The sequence below is a fragment of the Cucumibacter marinus DSM 18995 genome (assembly GCF_000429865.1).
Taxonomy (GTDB): Bacteria; Pseudomonadota; Alphaproteobacteria; order Rhizobiales; family Devosiaceae; genus Cucumibacter; species Cucumibacter marinus.
This window is the reverse complement of the sequence record NZ_AUCR01000002.1, coordinates 19,952-34,811: the sequence shown is the minus strand read 5'-3', so window position 1 is coordinate 34,811 and position 14,860 is coordinate 19,952. Positions and strand designations below refer to the sequence as shown.

The window sequence follows — 14,860 nt, the reverse complement described above, 5'->3', positions numbered from 1 at the left end:
AAGTCAGAAGGCGGGTTCGGCCTGGCTGAGCGCGCCGCCCACCCGCACCGGATGGATCGAGCGCAGCAGACCCGTGCCCGGTTCGGTCTCGAGCGCCACCCCGCACAAGGTGGCTTCGCCGCTCGCCGGGGTGAAGCGCGCCCGCGTCATCCCGGTCACGAACCGGTTCACCGGTTCTTCGGCTTCCATGCCGATCACCGAATTATAGTCGCCGCACATTCCCGCATCCGCCATCATGCCGGTTCCCCCGGGCAGAATCCGCGTGTCGGCAGTCGGGATATGCGTGTGCGTGCCCACCACAAGGCTGGCGCGCCCGTCGAGAAACTGGCCCATGCCATACATTTCCGAGGTCGCCTCGGCATGGAAATCGACGATCACCGCGTCGGCCATCTCGCCGAGCGGACACTCATCGATCGCCTTTTCGACAGCCGCGAACGGATCGTCGATGGGGTTCATGAACACGCGCCCCAGCGCGTTGATCACCAGCACCTGACCCGCACTGCACGAATACAGCATCGCCCCGCGCCCCGGCGTGCCTGGCATCATGTTGATGGGGCGCAGCAGGGCGTGTTCGCGTTCGATATAGCTCAGCGTGTCGCGCTGGTCGAAGGCATGGTCGCCCAGCGTCACCACATCGGCGCCAGCCTCACGCAAGGTCTGGTAATGTCCCTCGGTCAACCCCCGCCCATGCGAGGCGTTCTCGCCATTCACGATCACGAAGTCGAATGCGTGGTCTTCGCGCAGGCGTGGCAAATGCTTGGTCACCGCGTCCCGGCCGGCGCGGCCCATCACATCGCCGAGGAACAGGATTCGCATTCAGCCGGCCGCCTGGCCGAACCGTGCGAACCCTCGCTCCGTCACAAGCATGTTGAGCGGAATGTCGTGCTCTTCGCGCGGGATCTCGTCGATCTCCTGGGCGGCAAAGGCGTAGCCCACGATCTGCGGCGGCTTCGTCATCCGCCCCAGCGTAATGTCGTAATAGCCCCCACCATAGCCGAGCCTTGTGCCGCGCTTGTCCCAGCCAACCAGCGGCATCACGATCAGATCGGGTTCGACAAGCGGTGCGGTCGGCGCCGGCTCAAGCGTGCCGAGCCCCGCGGGAAAGAGCGGCGCCCCCAGTTCCCAGCGACGGAACTCGAGCGGGTTGCCCTGGCCCATCACCAGCGGCAAGCACACGGCGTGGAAATCATCCATCAGCCGGGTGATCAGCGGTTTGACGTCGAGCTCATCGCGGATCGGCCAGTAGAGCGCCACCGTCTGCTCGCTGCCCAACGGCACATTGTCGAGGAAATGCTTCGCGGCATCCCGCGCGGCCTCGTCACGATAACCGGACGACAGCGCCCGCCGCTTTTCGAGGGCATCGGTTCTCAGAAGCGCCTTTGCGGCCTCGACTTCACTTTTCTGTTCGGCGATATCGGACAAGACGCCCCCTGAATTCAAAAAGCCACCCGGCCGTGGGATCTCGATCCCGGGAACCTACATAAGTAGGTGGGCACCGTGTGAAGCGGCCCACGAGCCGCCTCAGGGACAGTTCCCTTTAGGATCGGTAAGGCCCCGGGGAATGCTTATCCTGCACGCACCGGGCAGCCGACCCCATATAAGGGTTTCGGCGGCGACATGAAAGACCGGATTGCGCTTCGATCAGCCGCGATGTTCCTCGGCGTCCTCGAGTTCGGCCGCCAGCGCGTTGATGCGGTCGGCCAGCGCGCCGAAACGGGCGGCATAATCGCGCTCGAGAGCATCTTGTTCATCCGAAAGCGCGGCACCGGCCGATGTGATTTCCTGGAGTTCCGCTTCCAGCGCACTCATCCGGCCCTTCAATTCGCGCAGCTCGTCAAGCACGGTAATGCCGGCCATGATGGTCAGCCGATTGTCGCCGGCTTCCCCGAAATCGCCCTTGAGATTGTCGACATAGCCGGCAAATGTTTCGGCGAGCTGGCGCAGGTGATCTTCCTGCCCCTCTTCGCAGGCCATGCGGTACTTGCGGCCATTGATATCAACACTGACTTCGGGCAATTCAGGCTTGCTCCTCGCGGTTGAGCGCAAGCTGCACCTTTTCCATGGCCTGGATCAAGCGTCGAGACGTTTCCGCCGCCGCTTTGTCGAGCCGGTTGGCGCGGGCGGTCATTCTGTCGAGAGCATTGGCGAGTTGGGCCCTGTCCGATTGCAGGCGCTGGGCCTCGGCTTCGGCGGCACCCAGGCTGTCGAGACGTCCCGAGGCCTGCCGGACACCGGCTTCAAGGCGCCGCAGCGCCGCCTCAACCCGTTCAAGGGCATCGTCGACCGCGCTGACGGCATCGGCGGCATTCGCGCCTGTCGCACCACGGTCTTCACTCACCGCGCCGTCCTCCTGCGCATCGGTCTCCCGCGCATCCATTTTGCCGATCCCCTCAGCCAGATTCGCCCCCCTCGTAAATAACCCTATGGCGGGGGCTCATGGCAACCTGTGCTTTGCGTGGACGTGAATTGCCCCCATTGCGGTTGCCATCTTGCCGCACTCTGGCTGCCCTCGGGCGATTGACAGCACAAAAGGAGGTGCTATGTCTGCCCCTCGAAACCGCGAGACGGACCCTTTTTCAGCTAAAATCTCCACCAACATGACAGGCACACGATGATCGATCGAGCCAAACACAACGCTATGGCCAACGCCATTCGCGCTCTGTCCATGGAAGCGGTCGAAAAGGCCAATTCCGGGCATCCGGGCCTGCCCATGGGCGCCGCAGATATCGCCACGGTTCTGTTCACCCGGGTGATGAAGTTCGATCCGAAGTCGCCCGAATGGGCAGACCGCGACCGGTTCGTCCTGTCTGCCGGCCACGGTTCGATGCTGCTTTATTCGGCGCTCTACCTCCTCGGCTACGAGGACATGACCATCGAGGAGATCAAGAATTTCCGCCAGCTCGGCTCCAAGACCGCCGGGCATCCCGAATATGGCTTCGCCCATGGCATCGAAACCACCACCGGTCCGCTCGGTCAGGGCATTGCCAATGCCGTCGGTATGGCGATGGCCGAAAAGAAGCTGGCGGCCGAATTCGGTGACGATTTGGTCGACCACAAGACCTATGTGCTCGCCGGTGATGGCTGCCTGATGGAAGGCATCTCGCAGGAAGCCATAGCCCTCGCCGGCCATTTGAAGCTCAACAAGCTGGTCGTGGTCTGGGACAATAACGGCATCACCATCGACGGTGCGGTCTCGATGTCCGATTCGACCGACCAGCTCGCCCGCTTCAAGGCCAGCGGCTGGCACACCATCGCAATCGACGGGCATGACCCCGACGCCATCGAAAAGGCCTTCGTTGAGGCCGGCGAAAGCGATCGCCCGACCCTGATCGCCGCCAAGACGACCATCGGCTTCGGTTCGCCCAACAAGGCGGGAACGTCCAAGGCTCACGGCTCGCCGCTCGGTGCCGAAGAGCTCGAGGCGACCAGGAAGAAGCTCGGCTGGACCGCCGCGCCCTTCGAAGTCCCCACCGATATTCTCGATGACTGGCGCTTGGCCGGCCTGCGTTCCACCAAGGCCCGCGTGGCATGGGAAGAACGCCTTGGCGCAGCCGAGATGGACACACGGACCGAGTTCGAACGCCGTACCAATCGCGAGCTCAACACCGATTTCGGCCGCGCTATCGAGGACTTCAAGAAGAAGATGGCGGAGGAAAAGCCCAACAAGGCGACCCGCGTCTCGTCCCAGATGGCGCTCGAGGTCATCAACCAGGCCCTGCCGGAAATGTTCGGCGGTTCGGCCGACCTGACCGGCTCGAACAACACCAAGACCGAAAGTCTGACCCCCTTCACCGCATCCGACTATGCGGGCCGCTATGTCTATTACGGCATTCGCGAGCACGGCATGGCCGCGGCCATGAACGGGATTGCCCTGCACTCCGGCATCATCCCCTATGGCGGTACTTTTCTGACCTTCACCGACTATTGCCGGCCCTCGATCAGGCTGGCCGCGCTCTCGCATATCGGTTCGATCTTCGTGATGACCCACGATTCCATCGGGCTGGGCGAGGATGGGCCGACCCATCAGCCGGTCGAACATCTCGCTGCCCTGCGTGCCATTCCGAACCTTGCCGTCTATCGCCCGGCGGACGCTACCGAAACCGCCGAATGCTGGCAGCTCGCCATCGAGGACCGCAAGCGCCCCTCGATCCTTGCACTCACCCGTCAAGGACTGCCCACCCTGCGCAACGAATATGTGTCGGACAATCTGTGCGCCCGCGGTGCCTATACATTGCATGGCGATGCCGACGCGGAAGTCGTGTTCTTCGCCACCGGTTCCGAGGTTCAGCTCGGTCTCGAAGCCGCCAAGCAGCTTGCCAGCCAGAAAATTTCGGCCCGAGTCGTTTCGGTGCCGAGCTTCGAGCGCTTCGCCCAGCAGTCCGAGGACTACCAGGCCGAGATCATCGGCACGCCCAAGGCGCGCGTGGCCATCGAGGCCGGTGTCGAAATGGGCTGGTGCCGGTTTATCGGCGACAATGGCCGTTTCGTCGGCATGAAAGGCTTCGGCGCCAGCGCCCCGGCCGACGAACTCTACAAGCATTTCGGCATCACGGCGGACGCCGCGGTCGAAGCCGCCCTGGCACAGTTGTAATCCCCTCTCCGGGTTCCCTGCCCGGTATTGGGTTCATGACGAATGGCTGGACGATCCGGCCATAACGAGGAGAAATCGGTATGCCTATCCGTGTGGCAATCAACGGTTTTGGCCGCATTGGCCGCAACATCCTGCGCGCTATCGTTGAATCGGGCCGCGACGACATCGAGGTCGTGGCGCTCAACGATCTCGGGCCGGTCGAGACCAATGCACACCTGATCCGCTATGACAGCGTGCACGGCCGCTTTCCCGGCGAGGTCAAGGTCGATGGCGACACGATTGATGTCGGCCGTGGCCCGATGAAGGTGTTCGCCGAACGCGACCCGAAAAACCTGCCCTGGGGCGAGCTCGGCATCGATGTGGCGCTTGAATGCACCGGGATCTTCACCGCCCGCGACAAGGCGGCCTGGCACCTCGAGGCCGGCGCCAAGCGCGTGTTGATCTCCGCGCCGGGCCAGGATGCCGACATCACCTGCGTCTATGGCGTCAACCACGACAAGGTCACCGCCGATCACAAGGTGATCTCCAACGCCTCGTGCACCACCAATTGCCTGGCGCCGCTCGCCAAGGTGCTGAACGACAATATCGGCATCGAGAAGGGCTTCATGACCACGATCCACGCCTATACCGGGGATCAGCCCACGCTCGACACCATGCACAAGGATCTCTACCGCGCCCGCGCCGCGGCCATGTCGATGATCCCGACCTCGACCGGCGCCGCCAAGGCCGTCGGTCTTGTGTTGCCCGAACTGGCCGGCAAGCTCGACGGCACCTCGATCCGTGTGCCGACCCCGAATGTCTCGGTTGTCGATCTCAAATTCGTCGCCAAGCGCGACGTCACCGCCGACGAGGTCAACGCCATCGTCAAGGCTGCCGCCGAGGGTGAACTCAAGGGCGTGCTCGATTACGATCCCGAGCCCAAGGTCTCGATCGACTTCAACCATGATCCGCACTCCTCGAACTTCGCCGCCCAGCAGACCAAGGTCATGGACGGCAATCTCGTGCGGGTGATGTCCTGGTACGACAATGAGTGGGGCTTCTCGAACCGCATGGGCGACATGGTCGCCGTGGTCGGCAAGACACTTTAGGACGTCGCTGCAGGAAGACGCTCTGACATTTTGCTGAGGGGTCGCCAGACCTCAAGCAGACTTGAGCCATAAGCGAGAGGGCGCCGATTCCGGCGCCCTTTTTGCGTGATGTTTGCCCGTTTCCACCAGGACGGGATACGCTACCCGGCAAGAATTTCCTATTTGATTACTTGCACTTGTAGAGATTTTATTAACCACAATCGGCAACTCTTCGGTAACCATAAATTTGGTCGAGAGTTGGTGTTGTGCGGTTTCAAGTCCTTTGCGTTGCCGCAGTCCTTTTGACTGCGATTACAACCGGTTGCGCCAAGGCGCCGAAGCCTTCGATCGACACCGAACTCGACCGGCCCGCAAAGGCCGAGGTGACCGCCGCCAGCTATGGCGAAGTCGACCCTGCGACCACTGCAAGTATCTCGAATCATTCAGCAAAGAGGCTGGTGGGCCGCACGCTTCGCGTCGCCTCCATTACCGATCTGCAGTTGCGCAGGGGTGAGGTCATCCTCACCTTCGATGATGGCCCCAGCCCCACCTATACCCCTCAGATCCTTGACGCTTTGGCCGATCACGGGGTGAAGGCGACCTTCTTCATGGTCGGCACCATGGCCAGCGCCCATCCCGCCACCGCCCAGCAGGTCGCCCGCGCCGGCCACACCGTGGGCACCCACACCCACAATCATGAAAACCTTGCGAAATTTTCCTCTCTCGACGCCATGAGCAAGGTCCGCCAGGGTGAGTATGAAGTCGCCCGCGCCATCGCGCCGTCGGGCCGGAAACCGGCGCCCTTCTTCCGCTTTCCCTATCTCTCCCAGACCCGAGTGCTGCGCACCTCCATTGCCGAACTCGGCCTGATCCCCTTCGGCGTCGATGTCGACAGCTGGGATTACAAGAAGGAAAGCGCGCAAACCGTGATGAACCGCACCCTCACCCGCCTCGAAACACAGGGCCGCGGCATCATCTTGTTCCACGACATCCACGGTCGCACCGCGCGGTTGCTGCCTGATTTTCTGGACGAACTCGACCGCCGCGGCTTCAAAGTCGTCCACGCCATACCGGGTCGCCAGGGTCTGTTCTCGGCCCCGGTCACGGTCGCCGCACTCGATCAGTAGGCATCCCTGGCGCGGCGCGCCGCCGCGCCGGCCCACCATTGCATCACGCTTTGCCCCCGCCTAAACCTAGGATCGGTATCAACTGATTTGCGCAAAGGCGCAGTTGAGGGTGGCAAGGTGACCGACTTCAAAACGATTGGCGATCTCGATTTCGACGGCAAGCGGGTCCTGATCCGTGCCGACCTCAACATGCCGGTCGCAGATGGCCGTGTGACCGATGCGACCCGCATTGAGCGTACCGCACCGACGATCACCGCAATCGCGGTCGGCGGCGGCACGCCAATCCTGATGTCCCATTTCGGGCGCCCCAAGGGCCAGGTAAACCCCGAATTCTCCCTCGCCGTCACAGCGCCCGCCATCGAAAAGGCGACGGGACGCCCTGTGGTCTTCGTCGAAACGGACTGGACCGATGTCGAAGGCGCCAGAAAGGCGATCGCCGAAGTGCCGGCGGGCAGCGTGGTTCTTTTGGAAAACACGCGCTTTCACCCCGGTGAGGAAGCCAATGACGCCGAACTGGCCGCACGCATGGCAAGCCTTGCGGACATCTATGTGAACGACGCTTTTTCCGCCGCGCACCGTGCCCACGCCTCGACTGAAGGGGTTGCCCGACTGCTCCCTGCCGCGGCGGGACTTGCCATGCAGGCGGAGCTCGAAGCGCTGGAAGCCGGGCTCGGCAATCCGAAGAAGCCGGTCGTCGCCATTGTCGGTGGCGCCAAGGTCTCGACCAAGATCGATTTGCTGGAAAACCTCGTCACCAGAGTCGAGGCTTTGGTTATCGGCGGCGGCATGGCCAACACCTTTCTGCACGCTGAGGGCATCAATATCGGCAACTCTCTTTGCGAGAAGGATCAGGCGGAAACCGCACGCCGGATCTACGACAAGGCTGCCCAGCACAATTGTGCAATCCTTTTGCCGGTGGACGCCATTGTCGCCTGGCACTTCGAGGCGAACGCCCCGCATCGGATCTATGGCGTCGAGGCGATGGACCGCGACGGCATGATTCTCGATGTCGGCCCCCACTCCGTCGACCGCATCAACGCCGCCATCGACGAGGCCTCGACCCTTGTCTGGAACGGTCCCCTCGGCGCATTCGAACTCCATCCTTTCGATGCCGGCACCCTCGCCGCGGCCCGCCACGCGGCGGCGCGCACCAAGGCCGGCAAGCTGACCTCGGTCGCGGGCGGCGGCGATACCGTGGCGGCTCTTGCAAAGGCCGGGGTCAAGGACGACTTTACCTATGTGTCGACCGCGGGCGGCGCGTTTCTCGAATGGATGGAAGGCAAGCCGCTGCCCGGCGTCGAGGCCCTGAAACAGGCCTGATTGCTGGAACCGTTCTCGTAAACGATTACATGTTGATCGGTCTGTGCCGGCATTCTATGCCGCCTGCAACCGGTTGACCGAGAACGGAGAATGAGCGTGTCGGATCTGTCTGAAATTGCCCGCAAGATGGTGGCGCCCGGAAAGGGTATCCTTGCCGCCGATGAATCGACGGGCACCATCGAAAAGCGGTTCAAATCCATCAACGTTCCCTCCACCGAGGAGAACCGCCGCGATTACCGCGAGATGCTCTTCCGCACCGACCAGGCCATGCGCGACTACATTTCCGGCGTGATCCTGTTCGAGGAAACCCTCAACCAGAAAGCCGCCGACGGCACGCCGCTCGTCGAATTGCTCAAGGCCGACGATGTCGTGCCCGGCATCAAGGTCGACAAGGGCGCCAAACCGCTCGCTGGCAGTGATGGCGAACAGGTCACCGAAGGCCTTGATGGCCTGCGCGAACGCCTTGCCGACTACGCCAGCAAAGGCGCCCAGTTCGCCAAATGGCGCGGCGTCATCGCCATCACCCCGAGCGCGCCGAGCCGGAATGCCATTTTTGCCAATGCTCACGCGCTCGCGCGCTATGCCCGGCTGTGCCAGGAAGCGGGCATCGTGCCAATCGTCGAACCCGAAGTCCTTGCCGACGGCAAGCCCGGCGATCATTCCATCGAGATCACCGCCAAGGTCACCGCGAACACGCTCGATGCAGTTTTCGATCAGCTCGCCATTGCGGGTGTCGATTTGACCGGCATCGTCCTCAAGCCCAACATGGTTCTGCCGGGAATAAATGCGCCCCAGGCGTCCGTCGAGGAAGTTGCCGAACGCACACTCGAAGTGCTGCGCGCCCATGTCCCCACCGACGTCCCCGGCATCGCCTTCCTTTCGGGCGGGCAGACCGACCGTCAAGCCACCGCTCACCTGTCGGCCATGAACGCCCGTGGGCCGCATCCCTGGGCCCTGACCTTCTCTTATGGCCGCGCGCTGCAGGCCGCAGCCCTTGCCGCCTGGGCAGGGCGCCGCGAAAACGCCCCTGCCGCACAGTCCGCTTTCGCCCATCGTGCCGCCATGAACGCCCTGGCCGCCCGCGGCGAATGGCGCGAGGATCTCGAGAGCGCCTGAGGTCCCACACCATCAAATACAGCAGGGGCGTGGCCACTGGCCGCGCCCCTTCCCTTTTGTCGCCCCAATTGGATTTCACATCACCCCTGTGGCCGGTTCGGTTAACCGGCTGCCGGCAACGGGGATTGACAGTTGCGCGCCGCGCCGCCATCCCTGCCCGACCGTCAGAACAGCTTTGGCAAAGGTCTTTGATGCGGCAGGAACTCTTTGTGATCACGCCGGCTGAAGCCGGTCCGGATTTCGCTGACACCCTCGACGCAGTTCTGGGTGCCGCAACTGTCTCTGCGGTCCTGATCCAGCGGGGCGATCGCGACGACAAGGCCTATGGCGAGCTGGCGCGCGCCCTGATCCCGGCAATCCAGCGCCATGATGCTGCCGCGCTTCTCGACAACGCCGCAAAAGACGTTGTGAAGCTCGGTGCAGACGGCGTGCACGTCACCTCTGGCGAAACCGACCTCAAGGCTGCGGTAAAAGCCCTCAAGCCCGATTTCATCGTCGGCGCCGGCGGCATTCATTCCCGACACGAAGCCCTGACTTTCGGCGAACTGGATATCGACTACGTCTTCTTCGGCGCGCTCGACATCTCCGACACCGAACAGGACCCCTTTGTCTTCGAAACCGGGCAGTGGTGGGCGGAAACCTGCGCAATCCCGTCTGTGTGCCTGGCGGGTGAAAACGCCTGGCCGGAAACAGAATTCATTGCCTGCCGGGAAAGCATCTGGAAGGCCGAGGCGCCGGGTGCTGCCCTTGCTGGCCTCGCCGCCCGCGCAGACCACAAGGGGGCTGCATGATCCGCCCGTCCCTGTCGCGCCTCATCCTGGCCGTTGCCCTGGCGGCGCCCCTGGCCGGCAGCGCGCTGGCCCAGGGCAATACTCAATCCGAGGCGAACCCGGCGCCCGAGCCGGAAGCAGAAGCCAACAGCCAGGTTTTGCCCAATTCGATCACTGTCGCCCCCGAACAACGCCCCAACTCGGCCCAGACCGATGAAGCGCTCGATATCTCCCGCACATTCTTCGGGCCGCAGCAGCCGGTCGACGAGGCCTATGGCGCTTTCCAGCGGGGCTATTACCTGACGGCACTGGCCCTCGCCCTGCCCCGTGCCGAAGCTGACGACGCCTCGGCCCAGACCCTGATCGGCGAGATCTACAATAACGGACTCGGGGTGGCCGAAAACCCGGCCATCGCCTCCAGCTGGTATTCGCTCGGCTCCAAGAACGGCAATCTCAACGCCACCTTCCAGCTTGCCATGATGTATGAGGAAGGCCGCGGCGTGCCGCGCAACCGCGAGCGTGCGGCGGACCTGATCAAACAGGCGGCGGAAGGCGACAAGACCGAAGCGATCTACAATCTCGCGCTTTTGCACGTTGAAGGGCGCTTTGCCGATCCGAGCCTCACCCGGGCAGCAGAACTGATGAAGCAGGCCGCCGATGCGGGCCTTGCCAGCGCGCAATATGACTACGGCCTGATGCTGATGGATGGCGCCGGAATCCCGCCCCAGCCGACGGTCGGTGCCGACTATATCGAGCGCGCCGCCTCTGCCGGCCATGTGCCGGCACAGATCGAATACGCAACCCTTCTGTATCTCGGCAAAGGCGTCGATATCGACAAAGCAACTTCGGTTCTGTGGTATCGCGATGCCGCGGAAGCGGGTAACCCGGTCGCCCAGACCCGGCTCGCCAAACTGCTCGCCGCCGGAGAAGGTGCAGAACAGGATCTGGTCAGTGCCGGCATGTGGCGGGCGCTGGCGCGGCGGCAGGGACTGGTCGATCCCGCGCTTGACGAACTGCTCTCCACCATGTCCCAGGCCGACCTGGCCCGGGCCGAAGAACGGGCCCGGTTCTGGCCCAACAGACCGCCCCTCAACACCACTGGCAGCAACACTCAATAGGCCTTCATGGCTGTCTGCAGCCACACTGCCTCTTGAACATGCCGGTTTTCTGGGGCAAAAGCGCCCAGCATTTTCGCGCCCGCGGGGCGCCCCTTTTGAGAAATCGCACAGACATGAAGATCAACGGCAACGAAATCCGGCCCGGCAACCTCATCCAGCACAAGAACGAATTGTGGGTGGCCGTGAAGGTTCAGCACGTCAAACCCGGCAAGGGCGGCGCCTTTGCCCAGGTCGAGCTCAAGGGCGTTGAAACCGGCACCAAGCTCAATGAACGCTTCCGCGCTGCCGAAACCGTCGAACGCGTCCGCCTCGAGCAGAAGGACTACCAGTACCTTTATGCCCAGGGCGATGCGCTGGTGTTCATGGACACCGAAACCTATGAGCAGCTTGAACTGCAGGCCGATTTCGTCGGCGAGCGCGCCACCTTCCTGCAGGACGGCATGACCGTGACCGTGGAACTCTTCGAAGGCCGCCCGATCGGTGTGTCCCTGCCCGCGCAGGTGACCCTGACCGTCGCCGAGACCGAGCCCGTGGTGAAGGGCCAGACCGCGGCCAACTCATTCAAGCCCGCGGTGCTCGACAATGGCGTCAAGGTGATGGTGCCGCCCTTCGTTTCGGAAGGCGAAAGTATCGTCGTCGATACCGAAGAAGTCACCTATCTTCGCCGCGCCGACTGATCGCTGATCCATCATGGCCCAATCCGCGCTTCTCACCATCATGATCAACGCCGCCCGCAAGGCCGGGCGGTCCCTGACCCGCGACTTCGGCGAGGTCGAGAACCTTCAGGTCTCGCGCAAGGGACCGGCGGATTTCGTCTCCAATGCCGACATGCGGGCCGAGCAGATCGTTTACGAAGAGCTTAAGAAAGCTCGCCCCACCTATTCCTTCCTGATGGAGGAATCCGGTGAGGAAAAGGGCGAGGACGGCCAGCACCGCTGGATCATCGATCCGCTGGACGGCACCACCAATTTCCTGCACTCGATCCCGTTGTTCTGCACCGCCATCGCGCTTGAGCGCGGCGACGAGATCGTGGCCTCCGTGATCTACAATCCGATCACAGAAGAGTTCTTCACCGCCGAGCGCGGTCGGGGCGCTTTCGGCAATAATCGCCGGATGCGGGTCGCCGGCCGCCGGCACCTGGCCGACTGTGTCGGGGTCACAGGCATCAAGAACACCGAGCCCGCCCGCGACGCCAAGGATATCCGCTCGGTCGCCCATCTCAACGCGATGATGTCGGGGATCCGGCGTACAGGTTCCGCATCGATCGACATGGCCTGGCTTGCCGCCGGGCGGTTCGACGTGATGTGGGAAACCGGCCTGCAGCCCTGGGACATTGCGCCGGGCCTGCTGATGATCAAGGAAGCCGGGGGAATAGTCACCGACTACAGGGGCCGCCTCGACACCGTGCGCAGCGGCGAAGTGGTGGCGGGGAATGAGTACGCGCAGGCGGCGCTGCTCAAGGAGCTCAAAACCCTCGCCTGAGCCGACCGCTCTCCACATCGTGTCTGGGGTAAGGGCAATCCTCGCCGGTTAAGGCCAAACAGGGCCGGTTAGGCCATTGTCACCTCGCGCGTCCATGATAGTCTAGCGCCACCAGCGAGTTATCGGGATGCAACGGGCCATGTCACAATCTTACGACCCTTATCATCTTGCGAGCCCGACGATCTATCTGATCAAGATGATCATCTTCCTCATCCTCGTGGGGTTGATCGCGGTCGTTCTTACACCTCAGTTATTGCAGGCTTTTTGGGCCAACCCATTCATCAACGGGCTGATCCTGCTGGTGCTGTTGGTGGGGATCGTGTTGAGCTTCAGGCAGGTGATCCGCCTGTTCCCCGAAGTGCGTTGGGTCAACTCACTGCAAGACGGCAACCCCATGGTCGACCGCATGCCGACGCTCCTGTCGCCGGTCGCGGTGATCCTGAGGGATCGAATGGGCGAAACGGTCATCACGCCTGCGTCCATGCGCTCCATCCTTGATTCGGTGGGCATCCGCCTTGATGAGGCCAAGGACACCGCCCGCTATCTGACCGGGCTGCTGGTCTTTCTCGGCCTGCTGGGCACGTTTTACGGTCTTTTGCAGACCGTCTCTTCGGTCGGCAATGTGATTTCCGGGCTCGATGTCACGACCGACGATGCGGGTAATCTGTTCTCGAACCTCAAGGACGGTCTCGAGGCACCGCTCTCCGGCATGGGCACGGCCTTCGCCTCGTCCCTGTTCGGCCTTTCCGGTTCACTGATTCTCGGTTTTCTCGACCTCCAGGCCGGCCAGTCCCAGAACGCCTTTTATACCGATCTCGAAGACTGGATGTCCTCGATGACCGAGCTCGACCATCCCATGGCCCAGATGCAGGCCAACCAGCTTGGCGTCTCCCAGAACGAGATGCAGGCCATGTTCGAACGGCTCGGCGCTTCGGTCCAGAATTCCTCCTCCTCGCAAAACGCCATCCGGGCCATGGCAGAGCTAGCCAAGGGGATCGATGGATTGGTCAAGCATATCCGCACCGAACAGGATGATCTGCGCGCGCATATGGCCGAGCAGGCGGAAAACAACGCCAAACTGCGCGAATTGGTCGATGCGTTGCTGCAATCGGTCGATGATGAGCAAAAGCAGAATCGCCAGAATTGACGCACCGCGAGGGGTCCGGGAAATGCCGGGCCAAAACTTCGCCGGATTGCCCGGCATATTGAGTGTTGGGGCGATGAAAGGATAAGCGCGAATGGCAATGGTGCGCGGACGAGCGAGACAGCCACGTGAAGATTACTGGCCCGGCTTCGTCGATGCCATGGCGAGCCTGTTGCTGGTCATCATCTTCCTGCTCTCGGTCTTCATGCTGGCACAGTTCTTCCTCAGCCAGGAGATCCTGGGCAAGGATTCAGCCCTTTCCCGGCTCAACAGCCAGATCGCCGAACTGACAGAACTCCTGCAGCTCGAACGCGCCAATTCAGCCGACCTCGAATCGACCATCGCTACCCTTTCCGCGACCCTGTCGAGCACCGAGGCGCAACGAGATGAATTGCAGAGCCAGGTTGCGGGTATCGGCCTCGGCGCGGAAGAAAAGGATTCCCGCATCGCCGCACTGACCTCCGACCTTGCCGCGCAGGAAGAGCTGAGCGACGAGCAGCAGGCCCAGCTTTCACTGCTTAACCAGCAACTCTCGGCCCTGCGCACCCAGATCGCAGCGCTGGAGGAAGCGCTCGAGGCATCAGAAACCAAGAACACCGATTCCAAGGCCCAGATCGCGGACCTCGGCCGCCGCCTCAACCTGGCGCTCGCCCAGCGCGTGCAAGACCTTTCGCGCTACCGCTCGGACTTCTTCGGCCGGCTGCGCGAAATCCTCGCCGACCGCGACGACATCCGCGTTGTTGGCGACCGTTTCGTGTTCCAGTCCGAAGTCTTGTTCAATGCCGGCGAGGCAGGCGTGGCCACCGGCGGCGAGGATGCGCTCGAACAGATGGCTGCGGCCATCATTCAGCTTGAGCAGGAAATCCCCCCTGACATCCCCTGGGTGCTGCGCATCGACGGCCACACCGACCGGCGGCCGATCTCCACGGTCCGCTTCCCCTCCAACTGGGAATTGAGCGCCGCCCGTGCCATTTCGGTTGCAAAGTTCCTCGTAGACCAGGGCGTTTCTCCGAACCGTCTGGTTGCCGCCGGCTTTGGCGAATTCCAGCCCATCGATCCGGCCGATACCGAAGAGGCCTATCGGCGCAACCGGCGCATTGAATTCAAGCTGACCGAAAGCTGATC

15 protein-coding genes and 1 other RNA gene are annotated in these 14,860 nt (G+C 62.8%); 11 read left to right on the top strand and 5 right to left on the bottom strand.

Annotation, left to right across the window (positions count from 1 at the left end; all coding sequences use genetic code 11):
• Positions 1 to 3 precede the first annotated feature (3 nt).
• The 5 genes from G489_RS0103320 to G489_RS18905 all read right to left on the bottom strand — a co-directional run bounded on the left by G489_RS0103320 (position 4) and on the right by G489_RS18905 (position 2,377).
• A complete protein-coding gene (locus G489_RS0103320; RefSeq protein ID WP_029040318.1) occupies positions 4 to 816 on the bottom strand; it encodes a TIGR00282 family metallophosphoesterase in 813 nt (270 codons plus the stop codon).
• Positions 817 to 1,422 (bottom strand): 5-formyltetrahydrofolate cyclo-ligase, encoded by a 606-nt coding sequence (locus G489_RS0103315; RefSeq protein WP_029040317.1) that lies wholly within the window; start codon positions 1,420 to 1,422, stop codon positions 817 to 819.
• Positions 1,423 to 1,437: 15 nt separating this feature from the next.
• Positions 1,438 to 1,593: non-coding RNA, 6S RNA (gene ssrS, locus G489_RS22185), on the bottom strand.
• A 48-nt stretch (positions 1,594 to 1,641) separates the two neighbouring features.
• On the bottom strand, positions 1,642 to 2,016 hold the full coding sequence (locus G489_RS0103310; protein ID WP_035871419.1) for a cell division protein ZapA: 375 nt from the start codon (positions 2,014 to 2,016) through the stop codon (positions 1,642 to 1,644).
• Position 2,017: 1 nt separating this feature from the next.
• Positions 2,018 to 2,377: a DUF4164 family protein gene (locus tag G489_RS18905; protein ID WP_051332273.1), complete on the bottom strand. Its 360-nt coding sequence runs from the start codon at positions 2,375 to 2,377 to the stop codon at positions 2,018 to 2,020.
• A 234-nt stretch (positions 2,378 to 2,611) separates the two neighbouring features.
• On the opposite strand from G489_RS18905, the gene tkt reads away from it, so the two are divergent.
• The 11 genes from tkt to G489_RS0103250 all read left to right on the top strand — a co-directional run bounded on the left by tkt (position 2,612) and on the right by G489_RS0103250 (position 14,858).
• On the top strand, positions 2,612 to 4,591 hold the full coding sequence (gene tkt / locus G489_RS0103300) for a transketolase (protein WP_029040315.1): 1,980 nt from the start codon (positions 2,612 to 2,614) through the stop codon (positions 4,589 to 4,591).
• Positions 4,592 to 4,671: 80 nt separating this feature from the next.
• Positions 4,672 to 5,679 carry a type I glyceraldehyde-3-phosphate dehydrogenase gene (gene gap / locus G489_RS0103295; protein WP_029040314.1) on the top strand — a complete coding sequence of 336 codons (1,008 nt, stop codon included), beginning with the start codon at positions 4,672 to 4,674 and terminating at the stop codon, positions 5,677 to 5,679.
• 281 nt (positions 5,680 to 5,960) lie between these two features.
• Positions 5,961 to 6,785 carry a polysaccharide deacetylase family protein gene (locus G489_RS0103290; protein WP_051332272.1) on the top strand — a complete coding sequence of 275 codons (825 nt, stop codon included), beginning with the start codon at positions 5,961 to 5,963 and terminating at the stop codon, positions 6,783 to 6,785.
• A gap of 117 nt (positions 6,786 to 6,902) precedes the next feature.
• The gene (locus G489_RS0103285; RefSeq protein ID WP_029040312.1) at positions 6,903 to 8,105 is read left to right on the top strand and encodes a phosphoglycerate kinase; all 1,203 of its coding nucleotides are present in this window, start codon (positions 6,903 to 6,905) and stop codon (positions 8,103 to 8,105) included.
• Positions 8,106 to 8,195: 90 nt separating this feature from the next.
• Positions 8,196 to 9,221 (top strand): class I fructose-bisphosphate aldolase, encoded by a 1,026-nt coding sequence (locus tag G489_RS0103280; RefSeq protein ID WP_029040311.1) that lies wholly within the window; start codon positions 8,196 to 8,198, stop codon positions 9,219 to 9,221.
• Between the two features lie 209 nt (positions 9,222 to 9,430).
• On the top strand, positions 9,431 to 10,012 hold the full coding sequence (locus G489_RS0103275) for a thiamine phosphate synthase (RefSeq protein ID WP_035871418.1): 582 nt from the start codon (positions 9,431 to 9,433) through the stop codon (positions 10,010 to 10,012).
• The gene (locus G489_RS18900; RefSeq protein ID WP_051332271.1) at positions 10,009 to 11,109 is read left to right on the top strand and encodes a tetratricopeptide repeat protein; all 1,101 of its coding nucleotides are present in this window, start codon (positions 10,009 to 10,011) and stop codon (positions 11,107 to 11,109) included. Before G489_RS0103275 ends, G489_RS18900 begins: the two co-directional genes overlap by 4 nt.
• Positions 11,110 to 11,222: 113 nt before the next feature.
• Positions 11,223 to 11,786, top strand: coding sequence for an elongation factor P (efp, locus tag G489_RS0103265; protein ID WP_029040309.1), 564 nt, complete (start codon positions 11,223 to 11,225; stop codon positions 11,784 to 11,786).
• Positions 11,787 to 11,799: 13 nt separating this feature from the next.
• On the top strand, positions 11,800 to 12,591 hold the full coding sequence (locus tag G489_RS0103260) for an inositol monophosphatase family protein (RefSeq protein ID WP_029040308.1): 792 nt from the start codon (positions 11,800 to 11,802) through the stop codon (positions 12,589 to 12,591).
• Positions 12,592 to 12,730: 139 nt separating this feature from the next.
• Positions 12,731 to 13,738, top strand: a complete 1,008-nt coding sequence (locus G489_RS0103255) for a hypothetical protein (protein ID WP_029040307.1) — start codon at positions 12,731 to 12,733, stop codon at positions 13,736 to 13,738.
• A gap of 91 nt (positions 13,739 to 13,829) precedes the next feature.
• Positions 13,830 to 14,858 (top strand): peptidoglycan -binding protein, encoded by a 1,029-nt coding sequence (locus G489_RS0103250; RefSeq protein ID WP_029040306.1) that lies wholly within the window; start codon positions 13,830 to 13,832, stop codon positions 14,856 to 14,858.
• The last annotated feature ends 2 nt before the right edge of the window (positions 14,859 to 14,860 follow it).